The sequence below is a fragment of the Effusibacillus lacus genome (assembly GCF_002335525.1).
GTDB lineage: Bacteria > Bacillota > Bacilli > Tumebacillales > Effusibacillaceae > Effusibacillus > Effusibacillus lacus.
Window position 1 is genome coordinate 89,889 of the sequence record NZ_BDUF01000011.1, and the last position, 20,186, is coordinate 110,074.

General features: G+C 48.3%; 20 protein-coding genes and 1 other annotated feature (1 of these 21 only partly in view). All 20 genes read left to right on the forward strand.

Features of this window, described 5'->3' with window-relative positions; translation table 11 throughout:
* Positions 1-76 (forward strand) — a binding site (T-box leader); it begins 153 nt to the left of the window's first position.
* 51 nt (positions 77-127) lie between these two features.
* The 20 genes from proB to EFBL_RS03280 all read left to right on the forward strand — a co-directional run bounded on the left by proB (position 128) and on the right by EFBL_RS03280 (position 20,150).
* Positions 128-1,255 (forward strand): glutamate 5-kinase, encoded by a 1,128-nt coding sequence (proB, locus tag EFBL_RS03190; protein ID WP_096180724.1) that lies wholly within the window; start codon positions 128-130, stop codon positions 1,253-1,255.
* On the forward strand, positions 1,236-2,546 hold the full coding sequence (locus EFBL_RS03195) for a glutamate-5-semialdehyde dehydrogenase (RefSeq protein ID WP_096180690.1): 1,311 nt from the start codon (positions 1,236-1,238) through the stop codon (positions 2,544-2,546). Before proB ends, EFBL_RS03195 begins: the two co-directional genes overlap by 20 nt.
* Positions 2,547-2,559: 13 nt before the next feature.
* On the forward strand, positions 2,560-3,420 hold the full coding sequence (proC, locus tag EFBL_RS03200) for a pyrroline-5-carboxylate reductase (RefSeq protein ID WP_207907573.1): 861 nt from the start codon (positions 2,560-2,562) through the stop codon (positions 3,418-3,420).
* Between the two features lie 261 nt (positions 3,421-3,681).
* Positions 3,682-4,257: a class I SAM-dependent methyltransferase gene (locus EFBL_RS03205; protein WP_096180691.1), complete on the forward strand. Its 576-nt coding sequence runs from the start codon at positions 3,682-3,684 to the stop codon at positions 4,255-4,257.
* Between the two features lie 122 nt (positions 4,258-4,379).
* The gene (locus tag EFBL_RS03210) at positions 4,380-4,898 is read left to right on the forward strand and encodes an ATP-binding protein (RefSeq protein ID WP_096180692.1); all 519 of its coding nucleotides are present in this window, start codon (positions 4,380-4,382) and stop codon (positions 4,896-4,898) included.
* A 140-nt stretch (positions 4,899-5,038) separates the two neighbouring features.
* Positions 5,039-6,451 carry a sigma-54 interaction domain-containing protein gene (locus tag EFBL_RS03215; protein WP_096180693.1) on the forward strand — a complete coding sequence of 471 codons (1,413 nt, stop codon included), beginning with the start codon at positions 5,039-5,041 and terminating at the stop codon, positions 6,449-6,451.
* Positions 6,452-6,592: 141 nt separating this feature from the next.
* On the forward strand, positions 6,593-7,723 hold the full coding sequence (locus EFBL_RS03220) for an acyl-CoA dehydrogenase family protein (protein ID WP_096180694.1): 1,131 nt from the start codon (positions 6,593-6,595) through the stop codon (positions 7,721-7,723).
* Between the two features lie 9 nt (positions 7,724-7,732).
* A complete protein-coding gene (locus EFBL_RS21785) occupies positions 7,733-7,807 on the forward strand; it encodes a 3-hydroxyacyl-CoA dehydrogenase family protein (protein ID WP_131927686.1) in 75 nt (24 codons plus the stop codon).
* A 17-nt stretch (positions 7,808-7,824) separates the two neighbouring features.
* Complete coding sequence (locus EFBL_RS03225) at positions 7,825-9,537, forward strand: thiamine pyrophosphate-binding protein (protein ID WP_096180695.1); 1,713 nt, start codon at positions 7,825-7,827, stop codon at positions 9,535-9,537.
* A gap of 12 nt (positions 9,538-9,549) precedes the next feature.
* Positions 9,550-10,701: an iron-containing alcohol dehydrogenase gene (locus EFBL_RS03230; RefSeq protein ID WP_096180696.1), complete on the forward strand. Its 1,152-nt coding sequence runs from the start codon at positions 9,550-9,552 to the stop codon at positions 10,699-10,701.
* Positions 10,702-10,712: 11 nt separating this feature from the next.
* Complete coding sequence (locus EFBL_RS03235) at positions 10,713-11,471, forward strand: glucose 1-dehydrogenase (RefSeq protein WP_096180697.1); 759 nt, start codon at positions 10,713-10,715, stop codon at positions 11,469-11,471.
* A 40-nt stretch (positions 11,472-11,511) separates the two neighbouring features.
* Entirely contained in the window at positions 11,512-12,768 is a 1,257-nt protein-coding gene (locus tag EFBL_RS03240; protein ID WP_096180698.1) for an ABC transporter substrate-binding protein, read from the forward strand.
* Positions 12,769-12,835: 67 nt separating this feature from the next.
* The gene (locus tag EFBL_RS03245; protein WP_096180699.1) at positions 12,836-13,723 is read left to right on the forward strand and encodes a branched-chain amino acid ABC transporter permease; all 888 of its coding nucleotides are present in this window, start codon (positions 12,836-12,838) and stop codon (positions 13,721-13,723) included.
* Positions 13,720-14,751, forward strand: a complete 1,032-nt coding sequence (locus EFBL_RS03250) for a branched-chain amino acid ABC transporter permease (RefSeq protein WP_096180700.1) — start codon at positions 13,720-13,722, stop codon at positions 14,749-14,751. The genes EFBL_RS03245 and EFBL_RS03250 overlap by 4 nt, the downstream gene beginning before the upstream one ends.
* Positions 14,735-15,457, forward strand: coding sequence for an ABC transporter ATP-binding protein (locus EFBL_RS03255; RefSeq protein WP_096180701.1), 723 nt, complete (start codon positions 14,735-14,737; stop codon positions 15,455-15,457). The genes EFBL_RS03250 and EFBL_RS03255 overlap by 17 nt, the downstream gene beginning before the upstream one ends.
* Positions 15,450-16,154 carry an ABC transporter ATP-binding protein gene (locus EFBL_RS03260; protein ID WP_207907574.1) on the forward strand — a complete coding sequence of 235 codons (705 nt, stop codon included), beginning with the start codon at positions 15,450-15,452 and terminating at the stop codon, positions 16,152-16,154. The genes EFBL_RS03255 and EFBL_RS03260 overlap by 8 nt, the downstream gene beginning before the upstream one ends.
* Positions 16,155-16,163: 9 nt before the next feature.
* The gene (locus tag EFBL_RS03265) at positions 16,164-17,171 is read left to right on the forward strand and encodes a zinc-dependent alcohol dehydrogenase (protein ID WP_096180703.1); all 1,008 of its coding nucleotides are present in this window, start codon (positions 16,164-16,166) and stop codon (positions 17,169-17,171) included.
* Between the two features lie 6 nt (positions 17,172-17,177).
* Complete coding sequence (gene nfsA, locus EFBL_RS03270; protein ID WP_269432673.1) at positions 17,178-17,918, forward strand: oxygen-insensitive NADPH nitroreductase; 741 nt, start codon at positions 17,178-17,180, stop codon at positions 17,916-17,918.
* Between the two features lie 22 nt (positions 17,919-17,940).
* On the forward strand, positions 17,941-18,687 hold the full coding sequence (locus EFBL_RS03275; protein ID WP_096180704.1) for an SDR family oxidoreductase: 747 nt from the start codon (positions 17,941-17,943) through the stop codon (positions 18,685-18,687).
* Between the two features lie 32 nt (positions 18,688-18,719).
* Positions 18,720-20,150, forward strand: coding sequence for an NAD-dependent succinate-semialdehyde dehydrogenase (locus tag EFBL_RS03280; RefSeq protein ID WP_096180705.1), 1,431 nt, complete (start codon positions 18,720-18,722; stop codon positions 20,148-20,150).
* Positions 20,151-20,186 lie beyond the last annotated feature (36 nt).

The following is a 20,186-nucleotide window of genomic DNA, read 5'->3' on the forward strand; positions in this document are numbered from 1 at the left end:
GACCTGACCGCGCTTGTTTCATGTGCAGTCAGGTCAATGAAGGTGGTACCGCGAGAGAATGCCTTTCGTCCTTCCTGGGACGAAAGGTTTTTGTTTTTTGGTGATTTTGGTGAAAGAGGGCGAGTGTATGAAGGCGAAACGGATCGTGGTGAAAGTCGGATCCAGCAGTTTGACAGATGAACAGGGCCGGCTGTCGGAAGAGAAGATGAGGCAGCTTGCGGATCAGATTGCCGTGCTGCAGTTGGAACAGGAATGCCGTGTGATCCTGGTGTCGTCGGGTGCGGTTGCGGCAGGATTGGGCAAATTGGGTTGGCCCCGTCCCAACATTACCATGCCCGAGAAACAAGCAGCCGCTGCGGTAGGACAGGGATTGCTGCTGGAACAATACCAGAAGCTGTTTGCGCAGCGCGGAATCACAGTCGCCCAATTGCTGCTCACCCGTTCGGACATTGAAGACCGAAAACGGTTCATCCATATCCGCAATACCTCAGAAACGCTGCTTCGAAACGGGATTCTGCCGATTGTCAATGAAAACGATACAGTAACGGTGGAGGAGATCCGTTTTGGGGACAATGACACGTTGGGCAGTCTGGTCGCCCTGGTTACGGAAGCCGAACTGCTGATTCTGCTTACGGATATCGATGGCCTGTATACGGCCAATCCCAAATCGAATCCGGATGCCAGGCGGATCCCGGACGTATGGGAAATAACGCCGGAGTTGGAGGCAGCAGCCGGCGGGAACGGCAGTGTTATGGGTACGGGAGGGATGCGGACCAAGCTGATGGCCGCACGAATTGCCACCGAATCGGGGATCGATGTGGTGGTGGCATCAAGCCGGGAGCCGGAGGTCTTGCAAAGGATTGCCGAAGGGGAATCCTTGGGAACCCGATTTCACGCCAATCCCCGGTTCTCAGGCAAGAAGTCCTGGCTTGCCCACGGACCGCGTCCGGAAGGTCGGATCATCATCGATCAAGGGGCCGTCCGGGCCCTGACGGAACGGGCTGGCAGCCTGCTGGTGCCTGGAATAACCGCGGTTGAAGGCGAGTTCCAGGAAGGTGCGATTGTGGAAATCGCGGCACCTGCCGGACAGGTAATCGGAAAAGGAGCGGTCAGTTTCTCGGACCGGGATCTGCAGCTGTTGATTGAACGCCGCCAAACCGGCGAGAGGCTCCGCCATTATCATGAAGTGATCCATCGGGATGCGATGGTGATTTATTCACGGGAGGGAATTCCATATGCCCAACATCGGAAATGAAAAGGTGACGGAAACAGTAATGGGGTTGCGGGAAGCGGTGTTGGCGAAGGCGAAAGCTGCCAAACGCACCACCCGGGTCTTGGGGACTTTGTCCACCGAACAGAAAAACGAAGCGTTGCTGAAAATGGCCGACGCGCTCTGGCGGAACCGGGATGCCATCTTTGCCGCCAATGGGGAAGACGTGAAAGAGGCGAGGGAAAGCGGTGTCTCGGAAGCTCGGATTGACCGGCTTGCATTGACTGAGAAACGTCTCCGGGAGATGATGGAAGGGTTGCGGCAAATTGCCGGACTGGAAGATCCGGTCGGGGAATCCCTGGAAACGATTCGGCGGCCAAACGGTTTGCTGATTGAGAAAGTGCGGGTCCCTTTTGGAGTGATCGCGATGGTCTACGAATCCCGGCCCAACGTGACTGTGGATGCGGCAGGCCTTGCACTGAAAACGGGCAATGCGGTTGTCCTTCGGGGCGGCAAAGAAGCTTTAAAGTCCAACATCGCCCTGGTCGAGGCATTGCAGGACGGATTGAAACAGACAGCGGTGCCACTGGATGCCCTTCAATTGATTGACTGCACCGAACGTGAATCGGTGGACATCCTGATTCGGGCAAAAGACCTGGTGGACCTGGCCATTCCCCGTGGTGGGGCCGGCCTGATTCAACGTGTGATGGAAAATTCGCTGGTTCCGGTGATCGAGACCGGGGTAGGCAATTGCCATGTCTATGTGGATGCCGAGGCCGATTATGAGATGGCGACCAAAATCATTCTGAACGCCAAGACGCAACGGCCATCCGTGTGCAACGCGATGGAGACGATGCTTGTGCATGAGCAGGCAGCTAAGAAATGGTTGCCAAACATGATATACTTATTGCAGGAACGGGGAGTGGAAGTGCGTGGCTGCACCAAGACGCAGGAATTGGCCAAAGCTTGCGGATGTCTGAACCTTCCCCTTGCGGCCGAAGAGGATTATGCAACCGAGTATCTTGATCTGGTTCTGGCAGTGAAGGTCGTGTCGGATGTGGAAGAGGCGATTGCTCATATTGAGCGATTCGGGACTCGGCATTCGGAAGCGATTGTAACCGGGAACCAGGTGACGGCTGACAAATTCCTGCGGGAGGTGGACGCGGCAGCCGTATATCATAATGCTTCCACCCGTTTTACGGACGGATTCGAATTCGGCTTTGGCGCCGAGATCGGCATATCCACACAAAAGCTGCATGCCCGGGGCCCTATGGGATTAAGGGAATTGACCAGTTACAAGTATATCATCAAAGGACAAGGTCAAATCAGGGGATAGGGGGAAACAAGCGGTGAGAGAGGTCGCATTGAAGGGCAAGAAAATCTTGATACTGGGAGCGGGCGCGATTGCGGAAGCGATGATTCGGGGGTTGACCGAAGCGGACGCGGTATCTCCGGAACAGATTGTCGTAACAAACAAGAGCAATTTGGAACGCCTGCAGTATCTGCAGGAGACGTACAGGGTTTCAATCGTGGAGAACCTGGAGGACGAGGCGGGATCGGAAGCTCTTGCATCGGCTGATATCATCCTGCTTGCTTGCAAACCTCATGATGTGGCCAACGTGTTGGAGCGAATCCGCGACAAAGTGATAGATCCAGTTGTGCTCTCGGTGGCGGCAGGGGTTTCCACTGATCTGATGGAATCGATCCTGGGGCAGAATGCGCGAGTGGTCCGGGCAATGCCCAATACTGCTTGTGCGGTGCTGGAATCGGCAACAGCAGTTTCCTATGGCAAACATTGCGAAGAAGAGACAAAGACGCTGGCAGAAACCATTCTTTCGGTGCTGGGCACTGTTTCTGTCGTAGAGGAAAAACTGATGGATGTGGTCACCGGGTTGTCGGGCAGCGGGCCGGCCTATTTTTACTATATGGTGGAAGCCATGCAGTCGGCGGCCGAGAATCTGGGGCTTCCTTCCGATACGGCAAGGACTTTGATCCTGCAAACTCTGTTCGGGGCGGGAAAGATGCTGCAGGAAACGCATCTTGATCCCAATGTGCTGAGAAGACAGGTCACTTCCCCCAACGGTACTACCATGGCGGGGATCCGTGTGTTTGAAGAAGCCAATTTCAAAGAACTGGTGGAACGGGTGATCACCCGGGCAGCGGAGCGAAGCAGGGAAATGGGAGAGCAGCAGGCTTCGATCCTGCAATAGAAGAGACAAGGAACGAGGTTGTCCCAAAATTGGTTGTTTGGAAGCTTCCTGGTCAGGTCAGAAGCCATGAGGATGACAACCATATTGAAAAATAACGGTGAAAAACACCGTTATTTCGAAAGTGTACCCTAAGCGGGCTGTCTTATGAATATTGAGACAGCCCCCGTTTTTTTCTTACTTATTTCTTAAGAACTTTCGAAGGGTGTTGGTAAGAAGTTTTTTGGTTATCCTGTCTGTATCCGTTCGGAAAGGGTGACCACAATGAATCAAACCAAGACCTCGGTTCTGGAAGCCGCATATTTCTTCAAGAAGTTTATGCAGTCACCCAAGTCAATCGGCAGTATAGTCCCCAGCTCTTCTTTTCTGGCAAGAGCCATGCTGGATCCGATTCCTTGGGATTCCCTGAACGCTATTGTGGAGTTGGGGGCCGGCACAGGGGTGTTGACCAGGAGGGTGAACGATCGGAAGCCTCACGGCTGTCAGGCCCTGATTCTTGAGAAAGATGACGATATGAGGGCGCGGTTGCAAGCGCGCTATCCGAACCTGACAGTCCGGTCAGATGCGGAACGGATCGCCGAGTACCTTCATGAGTTGGGGCTTCCGGCTGTGGACTGCATATTGTCGGGATTGCCGTTTACCAATTTTTCCACGGGTCAAAGGAAACGGATTCTTGAGGAAGTGATGCGCTCCTTGAGACCGGGTGGATTGTTTGTGGCATTTCAGTATTCACTGCAAATGAAGAACGAGTTCAAGCAAATGTTTGATTCGGTGGATATTCAGTTGGTGCCATTCAATCTGCCGCCGGCGTTCGTGTCAGTCTGTAGAAAATCGAAGTAGAGAAAGGAGAGACTTCCATGGAAATCCAAGAGATCGTTTCTTGGAGCGGACAATATGGATATGCTGCTTTTTCCTATACGACAGGTTTTGTATGCACACAGGTTTAATTTTTGATTGGAAGAATGGCCGGTTCTTATGTTGAACAAATAAAAAGTCTGATTGATCCGGACAAGTTGGCCCGGGTGATTGAAAATCTTGTGACCAATGCGATAAAGTATAGCTACAAACTTGGGGAAGTTGCAGTTACAGTCTCGAAAGAAGAGGATCATGTGCGAATCGGTGTCCGGTCTTCCCCAGTGAATGGACGTGAGCAGGGAGGGTCGGGTATGACAGTACGATTCAATATGGATGATGTGGCGGAGATGCTGAAAGTACCGATTGATCAAGTGAGAATGGCCTTGGAAGAACTGCGGGAGCAGGGGAAGTTGACGGCGGAAACGTTCCCTTTTGCCGAGAAAGCCTGGCGAATCGCCCCGATTGACATCAAGCGAATTCAGAAACTGCTCGGTGAAAAAGGGGTCGATACGTCAGGAGCGCCTGTGGAAGCAGACAAACCGGATGAAACCCCGAAACGGCGCATTGTGAAAAAAGTGGTGAAGAAGCCCGGAAACGGCGATGAAGGAGACTCCTCTTGCCTTTAAGCGTTAGCGAAGGCAGGGGGAGTTTCTTTTAACCTCCGTTCATTTACAAGTTCTCATATATTATCTTAATATTATAACAAATCGCAAAATATTAACATCAAACTCATTTCATAGAATTTAATATGGAAAGGAGGGATACAATGAGCTATCTCAAAAACCAGGAAAGTGACGAATTTACACAGATTATCAACAGTTCATTTGACGGAATCGTGATCGTTGATGCCAATGGAATCATACTGTTTCAAAACCCGGCCTATGAAAAAATAACCGGTTTGAAAGCAAAAGATTGTGTAGGACGGCATCTGCAGGATCTGATTGATGAGGGAATGATTGATCAATCCGTTTCCCTGCGTGTCTTACAGGAGCAAAAGCCATTGACGATTGTACAAAAAATAATTACCGGCAAGAAAGTTTTGGTGTCCGGAGTGCCAATTATGGACACCGCCGGGAACATTCAAAAAGTGATGTGCAACATTCGGGATTTGACGACACTGAATCAATTGGAGAAAGAAATTATCGAGTTGGAGAAACAAAATCAAAGAGTCAATCGTGAACTGGAAGAATTGAAAGAAAAACAAGATGCCAAAAATGCGATCGTCGCTCATGATCCTAAAATGAAAGCAGTGGTGGAAAGAGCACTAAGAGTGGCGCAAATTAATTCAGCCGTTTTGATTCAAGGCGAGTCAGGTGTGGGAAAAGAGGGCATTGTCAACTTGATTCATCAGTACAGCAACCGTAACGACAAACCTTTGGTCCGGATCAATTGCGGGGCCATACCGGAACAATTGCTTGAGTCGGAACTGTTCGGTTATGAGTCAGGCTCATTTACGGGCGCCAGCCACAAAGGCAAACCCGGTCTGTTTGAGGTGGCATCCAAAGGGACTCTTTTTCTCGATGAGATTGGCGAAATGCCTTTGCAACTGCAGGTAAAACTGCTGCGGGTATTACAGGAATATGAAATTACACGAATTGGGGGAGTTAAACCGATTAAGGTAGATGTCAGAATTATCGCCGCCACCAATCGGAATCTGGACGATATGGTGGCGGAAGGAAAGTTCAGAGAGGATTTGTACTACCGTCTCAATATTATTCCCATCTATGTGCCCCCGCTTCGTGAGAGGAAAGATGATATTATTCCTCTTGTCTATCACTTTCTCAATAAAATCAAACACACATATGGAGTCAATCGGATGTTCACCCGTGATGCACTGGAGAGTTTTCGTCAGTATGATTGGCCCGGCAACGTAAGAGAACTGCAAAATCTTGTTGAGCGCGTGTCACTCATGGTAAATAAACCGCTAATCAGCTTGACTGACATTAAAAAAGAGGTTAAAACCGGTCTTGTGCAGCGTCCTCTAAATCATACGGTTGATCATGTCAAAAAGGAATTTTTGCCGCTTAAAGAACAAGTGGAAGAGTTTGAGCAAACGCTTATCAAAAAGGCTTTGGAACAATTTCCAAGTATCCGTCAGGCAGCCAAGGCATTACAAATCGATCAATCCACTTTGCTGCGAAAGATGCAGAAGTATCAAATTCAAAAAGACGCGATGTAAAATTGCATAACTGTTGCGATTTTACATCATCCAGTGATGTGAAATTGCATATAGAATTTTTCTAAAAGGCCGAAGTTTCGGTCTTTTTTTGTTGGCATGGTTATTGCTTGAACAATAAGTGAACAAGAGAGGAGGTCAGGTATGCAAGAAGAGATTGCGATGGTTCGAAGCTTTGTACGGACATTATCGGAAGATCATTTTCTTCCGATGGCTCAGGAAGTGGACAGAACTGAAGAAATCCCGAAATCTCATATCAGATTGCTTGCCGAACACGGACTGTTCGGAGTAAGTGTTCCCGAAATATATGGCGGCTCGGCCAGCAGCGCTTTAAGCCACTTGATCACGATTGAAGAAGTTGCCCGTTGTTGTGCGGCAACATCGGTTCTTTTAACCACCCAAGCCCTGGCGATTGCACCTCTTTTGATCGCCGGCACTGAAGCACAAAAGATGAAATATGTAACCCCTTTGGCAAAAGGGGATTTTCTTGGAGCGTTTGGAATTACGGAGTCCGGAGCGGGATCCGATACCGCTTCCATGTCAACAAGAGCAACCAGAGACGGAGATTATTACATCCTGAACGGCAGAAAGATTTTCATCACCAACGGTGGGGAGGCAGGAGTCTACATATTCGTTACAACCGTTGACAAAACCAGAAAAAATAAGGGTATTACATTGTTTATTGTGGATGACGGCACATGGGGACTTTCGTTCGGACGCAAGGAAGACAAAATGGGAATTCGCGGATCGGTTACAAGAGAAGTGATACTCGAAGATGTCCGTGTTCATAAGTCACAAATGTTGGGGGAAGAGGGAGGTGGATTCAAAATTTTAATGAAATCCCTCAACCACACACGTCCGGGAGTTGCAGCCCAGGCATTGGGGATTGCACAAGGAGCCTTTGAAGCAGCAGCCAAGTATGCGCAAGGACGGGTTCAATTTAACAGGGAAATCTCCTCGTTTCAAGGGATTCAGTTTATGCTGGCGGACATGGCCACCCAAATCGAAGCGGCTCGGCAACTTGTCTATCACACAGCGGAATTGTTGGACACCGGTTCCCGTGAGATCATTCAGTATGCTTCGATGGCCAAATTGTTCGCTTCCGATACGGCCATGAAAGTAACTACTGACGCTGTGCAAATTTTCGGCGGAAACGGATACATGAGAGATTATCCGGTAGAACGAATGATGCGGGATGCAAAGATCACACAAATCTATGAAGGAACCAACCAAATTCAAAGACTCATCATTGCAAAAGAAATTCTGGGGAGGTGATACTTGTGGATGTTGAAAAATATGGTGGCCGCCGGGGAACTGGGGAGAAAGTCGGGAAAAGGCTTCTATACTTACTCTGAATAGAAAAGGGGAATCTGAAAATGCATGTTGGTGATGCGTTAGTCAATCTGTTATTGCAAATGAAGGTGGATACGGTGTTTGGGGTACCAGGTGGTCAAACGCTGCCGTTCTATGACGGGATCCAAAACTCCAATGGAAAAATCAGGCACATTACGATGAGAGCAGAAAAAAATGCTGCCTATGCAGCGGTGGCATACGCAAGAATCAAAAACAAAGTGGGAGTCTGTGACGCCACGGTGGGGCCCGGTGCCACCGAATTCACTTCCGGACTGGGTGAGGCATATAACTCCTCAACACCAATTTTTGCTTTATTCAGTGATCTGCCGCTGGATTGGGAACACTTGCGGGATCATGGAAACGCGTCACAGGGCTGTTATCAATTGGATATGGTGAAACCGTTTACAAAGTGGACGGGGCGAGTAACCAGCCAGAAAGCTTTGCCTGATATGATTCGAAACGCTTTTCTGAAGGCGGTTTCCGGCAGACCCGGACCGACAGCTCTGTCAATTCATGAAGACGTGTTTAAACAAGAATGGAGCGGTAATGTGCCGGTATTACCAACTGATCTCGGTACTTTTCCCCGGCATCGTGTAACCGCGCCAAAAGATCAGATCGAAAAGACGTTAACGATTCTACTTAATGCGGAGAAACCGGTTTTGGTGGCTGGCGGCGGTGCCATGTTATCGCAAGCGGAAGAGGAAATCACCGCGTTAGCTGAATTTCTTACGATTCCTGTTTTGCAAACCTTTACCGGTAGGGGCGTGATACCTGACGATCATCCAATGGGGATTGGCATGATGGGCGGAATTGGAACATTGTCAGCAAAGCAATTGGTTGAAGAAGCGGACGTAGTTTTCCTGGTCGGATTCAAATCGGGGCAAAACTCCACATTTAATTGGGAAATTCCCTTAACCCGCCAAACAGTCATTCACCTCGATATTGACGAAGCGGAAATCGGCAGGGTGTTCCTCACCGATGTCGGACTGGTGGGCGATGTAAAAGCTACGATTGGTGAAATGCTGCGGTTCGCTCAGGAAAACCATCAACGACCGCAAGTTCCACAGCGCCAGCAATGGATCGATAGAGCGAAAAAGCAATGGCAAGATTTTGTACAACAAGAGATCGCTGCCGAATCAGACTATCTGAAACCTCAGCAAGTTATGGACGTTCTCAACCAAGTAACAAATCCGGAGGATGTGTTGGTGTGTGACGCAAGCTTTGCCAGTGGTTGGGGAGCAGTCTATTACAAACACAAAGTTTCCGGCAGAAAGCTGTTGACACCAAGAGGATTGGCCGGTCTTGGGTTTGGGCTTCCGGCGGCAATCGGGGCATCAGTCGCACTGGAACGCGGTGAAGTTTATCTGCTGGCCGGGGACGGCGGATTCGGTTACACAGTTGGAGAGTTGGCCACTTTGCAAGCTTACGGTTTGAAGGTTACTATTCTTATTCTGGACAATCGGAACTGGGGATGGATGGAGTGGTTAAACAAGCTCAACTATGAAAAAGAATACTTCGATTTGCCGGCCATCGATTTTGCCAAAGTGGGTGAAGGGTTCGGGTTAGTCGGATTTAGTGTCAGGAATGCGGGTGAATTGGCACAAGCGTTATCCGAATCCAAAAAATCGGATAAATCATCGATTATTCATATCAATACCGGACTGTGGGAAACACCGGTGATTGGTTTTCGGGAAGCCATTCAAAAGAACGACAAAGTGCCTGTCAAGTATTTATAGGAGGGCAGCGAAATGGAATTTCCGATCTCTTTTTTTAAAAATCCTACCGAAATTGTATATGGCTGCAATTCTACCAAACAATTACGCCCGACTCTCAACAAGTACCGGTACAAAAGGGTTCTGGTGATTACCGATCCCGGGATTGTCAAAGCCGGATTGGTACAAGAGATAACCGGACAACTCGAAGGCTTGGAGTATGCCGTTTTTGACGAAGTGGAACCCAATCCTTCCGTCCGGACTTGCGAAAAAGCATTTGCACTCTCACAGGAGCTAAAACCGGATGTGCTGGTTGGATTGGGAGGCGGAAGCGCAATCGATGTAGCCAAAGTAGTCGGCTTACTGGCAACCAATGGCGGCCGTGTAGTCGACTATGAAGGAATTGATACATTTTCGCAACCCATTCTTCCGCTGATTGCAATCCCCACAACAGCCGGCACTGCCAGTGAGGTTACCATTTTTACGGTGATTACCGATATGGAGCGGCAGTACAAGTTGACCATTGGTGGCTTCAAATTGGCGCCCCGTTGGGCATTGGTTGATCCTTTAATGACGCAAACGATGCCCAAACCTATCACCGCTTCCACTGGCCTGGATGCTTTGGTGCATGCAATTGAATCCTATACTTCCCGGATGGCTTATCCGATTTCCAAGGCACTGGCCAGAGAAGCGATTCGATTGATCAGCGGCAACCTGCGACAAGCGGTCTACAACGGGGATCAGTTAGAAGCCCGGGATAAAATGCTGATGGGCAGTTTATTGGCGGGTTTGGCTTTTAACAATACCCGTTTGGGGAATTGCCATGCGATGAGTCACCCTGTAAGTGCCATGTTTGGGGTTCCCCACGGTGTCGCCAATTCCATTTTAATTCCCCACGTGATGGAATTTAACGCTATGGCCGTTCCGGAATTGTTTGCCGATATTGCCGAGGATATGGGTGAGAATACACAAGGGTTGACGATAATGGGCAAAGCATGGAAATCGGTTGAATCCGTTGTGCAGCTGTCACGGGATATCGGAATTCCGAACCGTCTGTCCGATTTCAACGTAAAGAGCGACAAAATTCAAGAGATGGCCCAGGATGCAATGAAGAGCGGGAATATCCTGGTCAACCCAAGAAAGACCTCGATGGACGATTTGGTTGCTTTATATGAAAAAGCGATGTGAGGGATGAAAAAATGAGGTTGTTTGATTTATCGGGTAAAACGGCCCTGGTGACCGGCGGGGGGCGAGGCTTGGGAAGGGGAATCGCTCTAGCATTGGCGGAAGCTGGTGCCGACGTGGCGGTTGTCAGCCGATCAAAGGAAGAATTGGAGAACGTTTGTCAGGAAATGTCGAAATTTTCCGTCAGAACCTTTTATCAGAATATGGACATTCGGGATACAGAAGAGATGAAATCCTTTGTAGCCAAAGTGGTAGAGGAACAAGGCACTGTCGATATCCTGGTAAACGCAGCAGGAGTTAACATTCGCCGCCCCTTTTTGGAAATCAGCGAATCGGATTGGGATTTCGTTATGGACGTCAATTTGAAAAGTGTATTTCTAACGAGCCAGATTGTTTTGCCGTATATGCGAAAGCAACAGAGTGGGCGCATCATTAACATAGCCTCTTTGACAAGTGAAATAGGAATGAAAGATATAGCCGCCTATTGTGCCAGCAAAGGTGGAGTATCCCAAATCACAAAAGCAATGGCCGTTGAGTTTGCCGAAGAGGGGATTCTTGTGAATGCGATTGGCCCCGGATATTACAAGACGAAGCTGACGGAACCTGTTTTTAATGATGACGCAAAAAGGGATTGGATCCTGTCAAGAATTCCGATGCGGCGAACAGGGGAAGCAAACGATTTGGCGGGTGTGGCCATCTTCTTGGCATCACCGGCGTCGGACTATATCACCGGACAAACCATCTACGTTGACGGCGGATGGCTGATCTCTTAAACAGATCAGGGTTCAAAAAGAAAAAAGGGAGGATTTTCAAATGAGAAAATGGATTGCCTTACTGATGATCAGCTTGTTGGCAGTCACCACCGCTTGTTCGGGAAGCACCGGCACCAGGGGCGAAGGAGGAAAAAAGGAGACTCTGCAGATAGGAGCTTTATATCCTTTAAGCGGGGCGGCGGCTCTGCTCGGGGATGAAAGTTTTCGGGGTGCGGAACTTGCTGTAAAACTCAGAAATAAAAATGGCGGAGTAGCCGGTGGTAAGCATGTGGAATTAGTCAAAACCGATGCACCTGACGCTAACGCCGCTCAGGCTGAAGCAAACCGATTGATTACTCAAAAAGGGCTCCATCTGATTCTCGGGTCCTATTCCAGTGCTATTTCGTTTGCAGCCAGTGAAGTTGCGGAAAGAAACGGTGTGCTTTATTGGGAAATGGGAGCGATTTCAGACCCGATCACAGAAAGAGGATACAAGTATGTGATCCGCACCAACCCGCCGGCCTCCGAATTTGCAAAAGTGGAAATTCAGTACATCAAGGAAGTGGTAGCACCCAAATTAGGCAAGAGTCCGACGGATGTTCGAATCGGCATTGTCCATGAAGATTCCCTTTACGGAACAACGGTGGCCGAATTTATTACGAAAATGGCGAAAGAAGAAAAGATGCAGATTGCCACCACTCAGCCTTATAACATGAAGTCGGTAGATCTGTCTTCCGTAGTGTTGAATGTAAAACAGGCAAAACCGGATGTGCTGATTGCGGTATCTTATCTGAATGATGCGATTTTGTTCTGGCGCCAGGCGAAGGAATTAGGTTTGGATGTTCCCGTCTTTATCGGAACCGGCGGAGGCCATACGATGTCTGATTTCCAAAAGGCGCTTGGCAAGGATGTGAATGGAATTATTGATGTAGACTTTCCGCAGTATGAAATTAACAAGTCCTACACTCCCGGGCTTGAGGAGTTCTTGAAACTCTACAAGGAAACTTACAATGAAGAACCTCGTTCCGGCCATTCTTTGGCAAACTTTATGGGGACCAACGTACTGCTTGAAGTGATTGATAAAGTGGGTACCATCGACCCGGACAAAATCAAACAGGCGGCTTTGGAATACAAGCTGGAACCCGGTAAATCGGCAACCGGTTGGGGTGTCGACTTTGATCAGGCAAAAGGGCAAAACAAACTGGGGCAACCGTATGTTCATCAGTGGATAGACGGCAAGCTGGTCACTGTTTGGCCAAAAGGGGCGGCCGTTCAGGAGGCGCAACTTCCAATGCCGAAATGGAGTGAAAGAAAATAACTGATAAGGAAATACAGGGCTTTTCTTCCCTGTATTTCCTCCCATTTTTGGTGAAGGGGGTATCACAGTGGCTCAACTCATGCAGATTATCATTTCGGGGATTCTGGTCGGCGGCATTTATGCCCTGATCAGTATGGGGCTGAACTTGATTCTCGGGGTGGTTCGAATTATCAACTTTGCGCATGGCGAATTTTTGATGATTTCCATGTATATAAGTTTTCTGTTTTTCGTCACGTGGGGATTGGATCCTTATTTATCCGCGCCAATCGTAGTCCTGTTGTTATTCATTTTTGGTTGTTTTGTGCAAAGAATCATCATTCAACCGATCTTGGAAACTTCCGCTACGGTAAAGATATTTGCGACCCTTGGGCTTTCGATAATGCTGCAGAACCTTGCACTTATGATTTGGAATGCGGATTATCGGACTGTTCACACCGCTTATCAAACGTCAGTCATTCGACTGGGGGAAGTGGCGATCAGTGTACCGCGATTGATAGCGTTTGCGGTTGCGATCCTGATTGCGGTTGCTTTGTTCCTCTTTTTGCAAAATACGTTGATGGGAAAAGCGATTCGTGCTGTTGCAATGGAAAGAAGAGCCGCTTCACTAATGGGAATTCACGTGAAGAAGATTTATTTGATCGCCTTTGGTATCGGGTCGGCTTTGGTTGGATTGGCGGGGTCGCTGTTGATGCCGATTTATTACGTTTTTCCTACAGTAGGCACATTGTTTGTTTTAACCGCATTTGTTGTCGTGGTTCTCGGCGGAATGGGAAGCATGTTAGGAGCCTTTCTGGGTGGAATTCTAATCGGATTGGTGGAAGCGTTGGCCGGGGTTTGGATTTCTCCGGGACTTAAAGAAGCGGTTTACTTTGTGATCTTTATTTTGGTCCTGCTTTTCCGTCCTTCCGGATTGTTCAGTTTGGGCAAGGGTTCCGAGGAGGTGGGGCTGAAGTGAACAGGTTGCTGACAAAAGGGAACATTTTGTTGATTCTCGGAGTTCTTTTTTTGTTCATGGTTCCGCAGTTCGGCTTAAACAAATTTTACATGCACATTGTGATCCTGATCCTGTTCTATGCCGCAGTCAGCGGATCTTGGAACATCCTGGCCGGGTATGCCGGTCAATTGTCACTGGGGCATGCAATATTCTTCGGTCTCGGTGCTTACACATCAACGTTATTGTTGATGAAATCGGGCATTTCCCCCTGGATTGGCATGCTGGTTGCAGTTGGGCTGTGTTTATTGGTGGGAGCGCTGATCGGGTATCCCTGTTTCCGCTTGAAGGGACCTTTTTTTACACTGGCAACTCTGGCGTTTTCCGAGGTGATCCGTCTGGTGGCATCATTTTGGAAGGAACTGACCAACGGAGCGGTAGGTTTGAACATACCGTTTCAGCCCGGTTGGTCAACCATGATGTTCCGGTCAAAGGAGCCGTATTTTTACATCGCTTTGGTAATTTTGCTGTTGGTGATCGCTATCACTTATTGGATAGACCGTTCGAAAATGGGCTCGTACCTGGTAGCCATCCGGGAGGACGAAGAGGCTGCGGAGTCATTGGGGATTCCGATTTCCCGGTATAAAATGTATGCCGTTTTAATCAGTTCCGGTTTGGCCGGAATGACAGGTGTATTCTACGCTCAATACATTCTGTTTATTGATCCGGAAGCGGTGTTCAACATCAATTTCTCTGTGCAAGTCGCCCTGATTTCCATTATCGGCGGTATGGGTACCGTGTTGGGACCTCTGATCGGAGCAGTTTTAATGATCCCGTTAAATGAGATTCTGCGATCCGCTTTTTCCGGTCTAAACGGCTTAAACTTCTTTATTTACGGATTCGTGTTGATCCTGGTGGTGTCTTTGATTCCGAACGGAATCCTGCCCACGGTACGAAATTGGCTGAAAAAAGCTACCGCGAAAAAAAAGGGAACCAGACAAGTCGTTGCAAACCCAAGGAACGGAGGGGAGCAAGTTGATTCTGCAAATTAAGGATCTTACCAAGCGATTTGGCGGACTGACAGCCGTAAACAACGTAAGTTTTACTGTTGAAGAAAAAGAAATCGTGGGAATCATCGGGCCAAACGGTGCGGGAAAAACGACGTTGTTCAATTTGATCTCCGGCGCCCTTCCCGTAACATCGGGAACGATTGTGTTCAATAATGAGGACATTACCAATCAAAAACCGAATGTCATCTGTCAAAAAGGCATCGGCAGAACGTATCAGGTTGTAAAGCCTTTCGGCAATATAAGCGTTTTGGAAAATGTGGTGGTAGGCGCTTACAATCGCATTCGCAAAGCAAAGGAAGCAAAAGAGTATGCGGAACACGTACTGGAGAAAGTAGATTTGATCCACAGACGGGACATAGTGGCAAAAAGATTGACAATCGCCGACAAAAAAAGGCTGGAAGTGGCTAAAGCATTGGCAACCAAGCCCTCCCTGCTCCTGCTTGATGAGGTTTTGGCAGGACTCAATCCCGGCGAGATTAATGACATTATTCCTTTAATCCGTAACCTGGCGGCTGAGGGAATCACTTTGATCGTGATTGAACACATCATGCAAGTGATTATGCAATTGTCACACAAGGTAATCGTCATTCATCACGGCGAAAAAATCGCCGAGGGCAGTCCACAGGAAGTAACCAGCAATCCGAAAGTGATCGAGGCTTATCTTGGGGAGGAGATTGCATTTGCTTAAGCTGGAAGATATCAATCTTTTCTACGGGGAAGTACAGGCATTGTGGAATATCAGCCTGGAAGTTCAGGAAGGAGAAACGGTAGCACTGCTGGGTGCAAATGCTGCCGGGAAATCCACCACGATAAACGCGATCTCGGGACTTGAGAAAATAACTTCGGGCAGAATCCTTTACCAAGGAGAAGAGATTCACGGAAAAGATCCGCATGAAATTGTCGAATTGGGAATTGTTCAGGTTCCGGAGGGCAGAAAACTTTTTTCTTTTATGACAATTGAGGAAAATTTGGAACTGGGCGCCTATTCGCATAGGGCCAGAAAAGATTTTAAAAAGAATTTGGAGATGGTGTATGAACTGTTCCCTGTTCTGCAAGAAAGAAGAAAACAACAGGCTGGTTCGATGAGCGGCGGTCAACAGCAGATGTGTGCGATTGCCCGGGGATTGATGGGGAGCCCGAAAGTGTTGATGATTGATGAATTATCGTTGGGACTCGCTCCGATCATTGTGAAAAAACTGTTTGATGTGATTAAGGAAATCAGACAATCCGGCATTACGGTTTTGTTGGTGGAACAAAACGTGAATCATTCGTTAGCCATCTCGGATAAAGGTTATGTTTTGGAAAATGGGCGGGTTGCATTATCGGGCAATGCATCGGACCTGCTGGCAGACCCTTATCTGAAACGGGCTTACTTGGGAATGTAGGTGAGATCCATGCTGGCTGTTGTAAAAACGGAAAATCGGCAGGAAGTGGCAGTCAGACCGGTCCAGTTGCCTAAACTGTCGTCCGGTGAAGTGTTGATTGAAGTGGATTATTGCGGCGTCTGCGGAAGTGATCTGCACGCTTATAACCATGCACCGGGCTACGAATTTGTTGAATTGCCGCGGATCTTGGGGCATGAAGTATCCGGTGTGGTTGTGCAAGTGGCTGAAGACGAAGATCAACATCTGCTCAATCAAAGAGTTGTGATTGAATCGATTCAATACTGCGGCGAATGTTCCAATTGCCGAAGCGAACGAACTCATATCTGTGAGAGATTTCGAGTGATCGGATTGCATTTCGACGGTGGAATGGCTCAATTTGTAAAATGTCATTCCCGTTTTGTGCAAAAAATTCCCGATGCTTTGTCCAGCCCGATTGCTGCGTTGGTGGAACCCTTGTCGATTGCGATTCACGCGGCAGAATCCATCGGGAGAGTGAAAACCGGGGATAAGGTTTGGGTGCAGGGGTGTGGAATTATCGGCTTGTTTGTTGGAGTGGTCTGCGGATTGGCCGGGGCTGAAGTTACAATATCCGGCTTGCCAAGAGATAAGGAAGCCCGTTTGCGGCATGCTTCCGATTTTGGACTGAAATCGTTTATTGTGGGGGAATCTGCGAATTCCAACGAAAAGGTCGATCTTTTATTTGAATGTTCCGGCTCACCCGGAGGAATTCGTGACGGACTTGAGCGTTTGAAAAAAGGCGGGAGAACTGTGATGGTGGCCTTATATGAACAAGATATCCCCCTTCCCTTAACGAAAGCTGTCCGCAATGAATGGGAACTGCTTACCAGCTATGGTTGTCAACCGGTTGATTATGGCAGCTCTTTTTCGATCCTGAAACAACTGGAATCCCAACTGCAAAACATCGTTTCCATCTATCCCGTTACAATGGCGCCGCAAGCGTTTAACGATGCTTTACAGCAAAAAGTGTTAAAACCGGTATTAAGTTTAAGGGGGTGAAATGCAGTGGCGAATGAAACGATCAGAGTGATGCAAAATCATTGTTCGATCCGCAAATACACAAAAGATCCGATTCCAAAAAATCATCTGATCGAAATAATCAAAGCGGCACAGGGGGCGGCTTCCTCCAATTTCGTTCAGGCCTACTCGATTATTTTAATCACGGACCCGGACAAGAGACAGAAAATAGCAACTCTCGGCAATAATCAGAAGCACGTTAACGAATGTCCGGTATTTTTACTGTTTTGTGCCGATATGAAACGGTTGGAATATGCAGGGAAGAAACAGGATGTTGATATTGAGTACGATACATTGGAAAACTTCATCGTCAGTGTCGTGGATACTGCAATAATGGCTCAGAACGCTCTTACCGCAGCGGAATCGCTGGGTTACGGCGGATGTTATATTGGGGGTGTCCGCAATAATCCCGGTCCGATCAGTGAAATTGTCGGACTGCCGGATAAGGTATTTCCTTTATTTGGAATGTGTTTGGGAGTGCCGGCTGAGAAGCAGGAAGTGAAACCCCGGCTGCCCATTCGGGCGATTCTCCATGAAAACGAATATAAAGAAGACCATTATCCACAGGTGCTTGATGAGTACGATGAGATTATGAACGCCTATTACCTGTCAAGATCCAGCAATAACAGAGACAGCAACTGGTCAAACAAGATGGCTGTCTTTTTGTCCGCGAAAAGAAGGATGCATATGCGGGAGTTTTTGGCGAGTAAAGGATTTCATCTGAAATAAAGGGAGGTGCCGAGGTGCACGCATGACCAGACGGGTAGCTATTGTTACGGGGGCAGGAAGAGGGATTGGCAAGGGAATTGCGAGAGGGCTGGCCTCTCAGGGCATCCATGTCGTAATTAATGATATAGATGAGAAGTTGGCTGATCAGACGTCACGGGAAATCGGAGAATGGACTTCCACTTACGTATCTGATGTTTCGGACTACGGTGCTGTGTCACAGATGGTTGCGGACGTAGTTGACCGGTTTGGAACAATTGACATCGTTGTAAACAACGCGGGAATTTCCCCAAAAAAGGAAGGGAAGAAGATCCCTCTGCATGAAATGGATGCCCGGGAGTGGCAGCAGGTGATGGAAGTCAATTTAAACGGGGCTTTTCACCTGATACGGTCGGCTGCGCCGTTTATGATTCAACAGCAGTTTGGAAGAATCGTCAACATTTCCTCGATTGCCGCAAAGAGTTACATTTCTGTATCCGGCGGTCATTACGCTGCTACAAAAGCCGGACTGATCGGATTGACCAAAGCTGCTGCAGGTGAACTTGCACCTTATGGAATTACCGTTAATGCCCTCGCTCCGGGGCGAATTGAAACGGAGATGATGGCTGAAGCCGGTATGGGAGCAAATCAACAAATCTTATCGCAAATAGCTTCCGGAAAGTTTGGAAAACCGGAGGATATAGCACAAGCGGTTGAGTTTTTGGCAAGTGAAAAAGCGTCCTACATTACCGGAGCAGTACTTAATATCGATGGCGGCTGGGTAATGGCATAGCTGCCTGTTACTTAACCAATGAGGTGAGCGAAATGAAATACTATCAGTTATACATTAATGGTGAATGGGTCTCTTCCGTTTCCGGCAACTCTTATGAAGTCACCAATCCGGCCACGCAAGAGGTGGTTTCCAAAGCTGCTTTTGGAAATGATCGTGATGCCGCGCTGGCGGTAGAGGTTGCCCATGCAGCATTTCCATCCTGGTCGGAAACCCCTGCCAAAGAGCGATCCAACATCTTAATGAAAATCTATCAATTGATGATGGAGAGAAAAGAAGAATTGGCCCGAACCATCACAATCGAAATGGGGAAGCCGATTCGGGAAGCAAGAGGCGAGGTTCAAAGCGCCGCCGATTATGTGCAGTGGAATGCTGAGGAAGCAAAAAGAGCATACGGGGAAACGATTCCTTCTTCTTTTCACAATAAACGGTTGCTGACAATCCGCCAACCTGTAGGACCAGTCGGAGCCATTACTCCTTGGAATTTTCCCTTGGCCATGGTAACGCGAAAATTGACCCCTGCCCTGGCAGCAGGATGTAGTGTAGTGCTCAAGCCTGCAACGCAAACACCCGGTTGTGCGGCAAAACTGTTCCAGATTGCCGAGGAAGCAGGTCTACCGAAAGGTGTGGCCAATCTGGTAATGGGAAGTTCAAGTAAAATCGGCCAAGAACTGTTGAAAAATCCCAAAATTCGGAAGATCACCTTTACCGGCTCGACTGAGGTGGGGAAACTTCTGATGAAAGATGCTGCGGATCAAGTGAAACGGGTGTCGATGGAGCTTGGAGGGCATGCGCCGTTTATCGTGTTTGAAGATGCAGATTTGGAAGCTGCGGTAGAGGGTGCGATCGCAAGCAAATTCCGAAACGCGGGACAAACGTGCATTTGCGCCAACCGGATCTATGTCCAATCAAGCATATTAGAGGAGTTTACTTCTTTGTTTAAGGAAAAGGTTGAAAAAATGGTAATCGGAAACGGATTGGAAGAAAGCACCGATATTGGACCTGTGATCGATGAGAAAGGACTTGTCAAGATCCAGGAACATGTGGACGATGCTCTGGCAAAAGGGGCTGCCCTGGTTACCGGCGGAAAAAAATGCAATTTTAAAGCGGGCACCTTCTATCACCCGACAATTCTCTCGCAAGTGACTGATGAAATGTTGATTTCTACGGAAGAAACATTTGGGCCAGTCGCTCCCATTTACTCGTTTGACACAGAAGAAGAAGTCATTCGTAAGGCCAATGACACAAACTATGGACTGGCAGCCTATTTTTACACTCGGGATTTAAGTCGGGCCATTCGGGTTTATGAGAGATTGGAATATGGTATGGTCGGCTGTAATGATCCGGTTCCCACCACGGTTCAAGGGCCGTTTGGGGGATGGAAGGAAAGCGGAATTGGACGTGAAGGCGGTCCAGACGGGCTGCACGACTTTTTGGAAACAAAATTCGTTTCGATTAAAATGTAAGTAGCCCTTCTAAACTGTACTTGCTCAATAAATGAA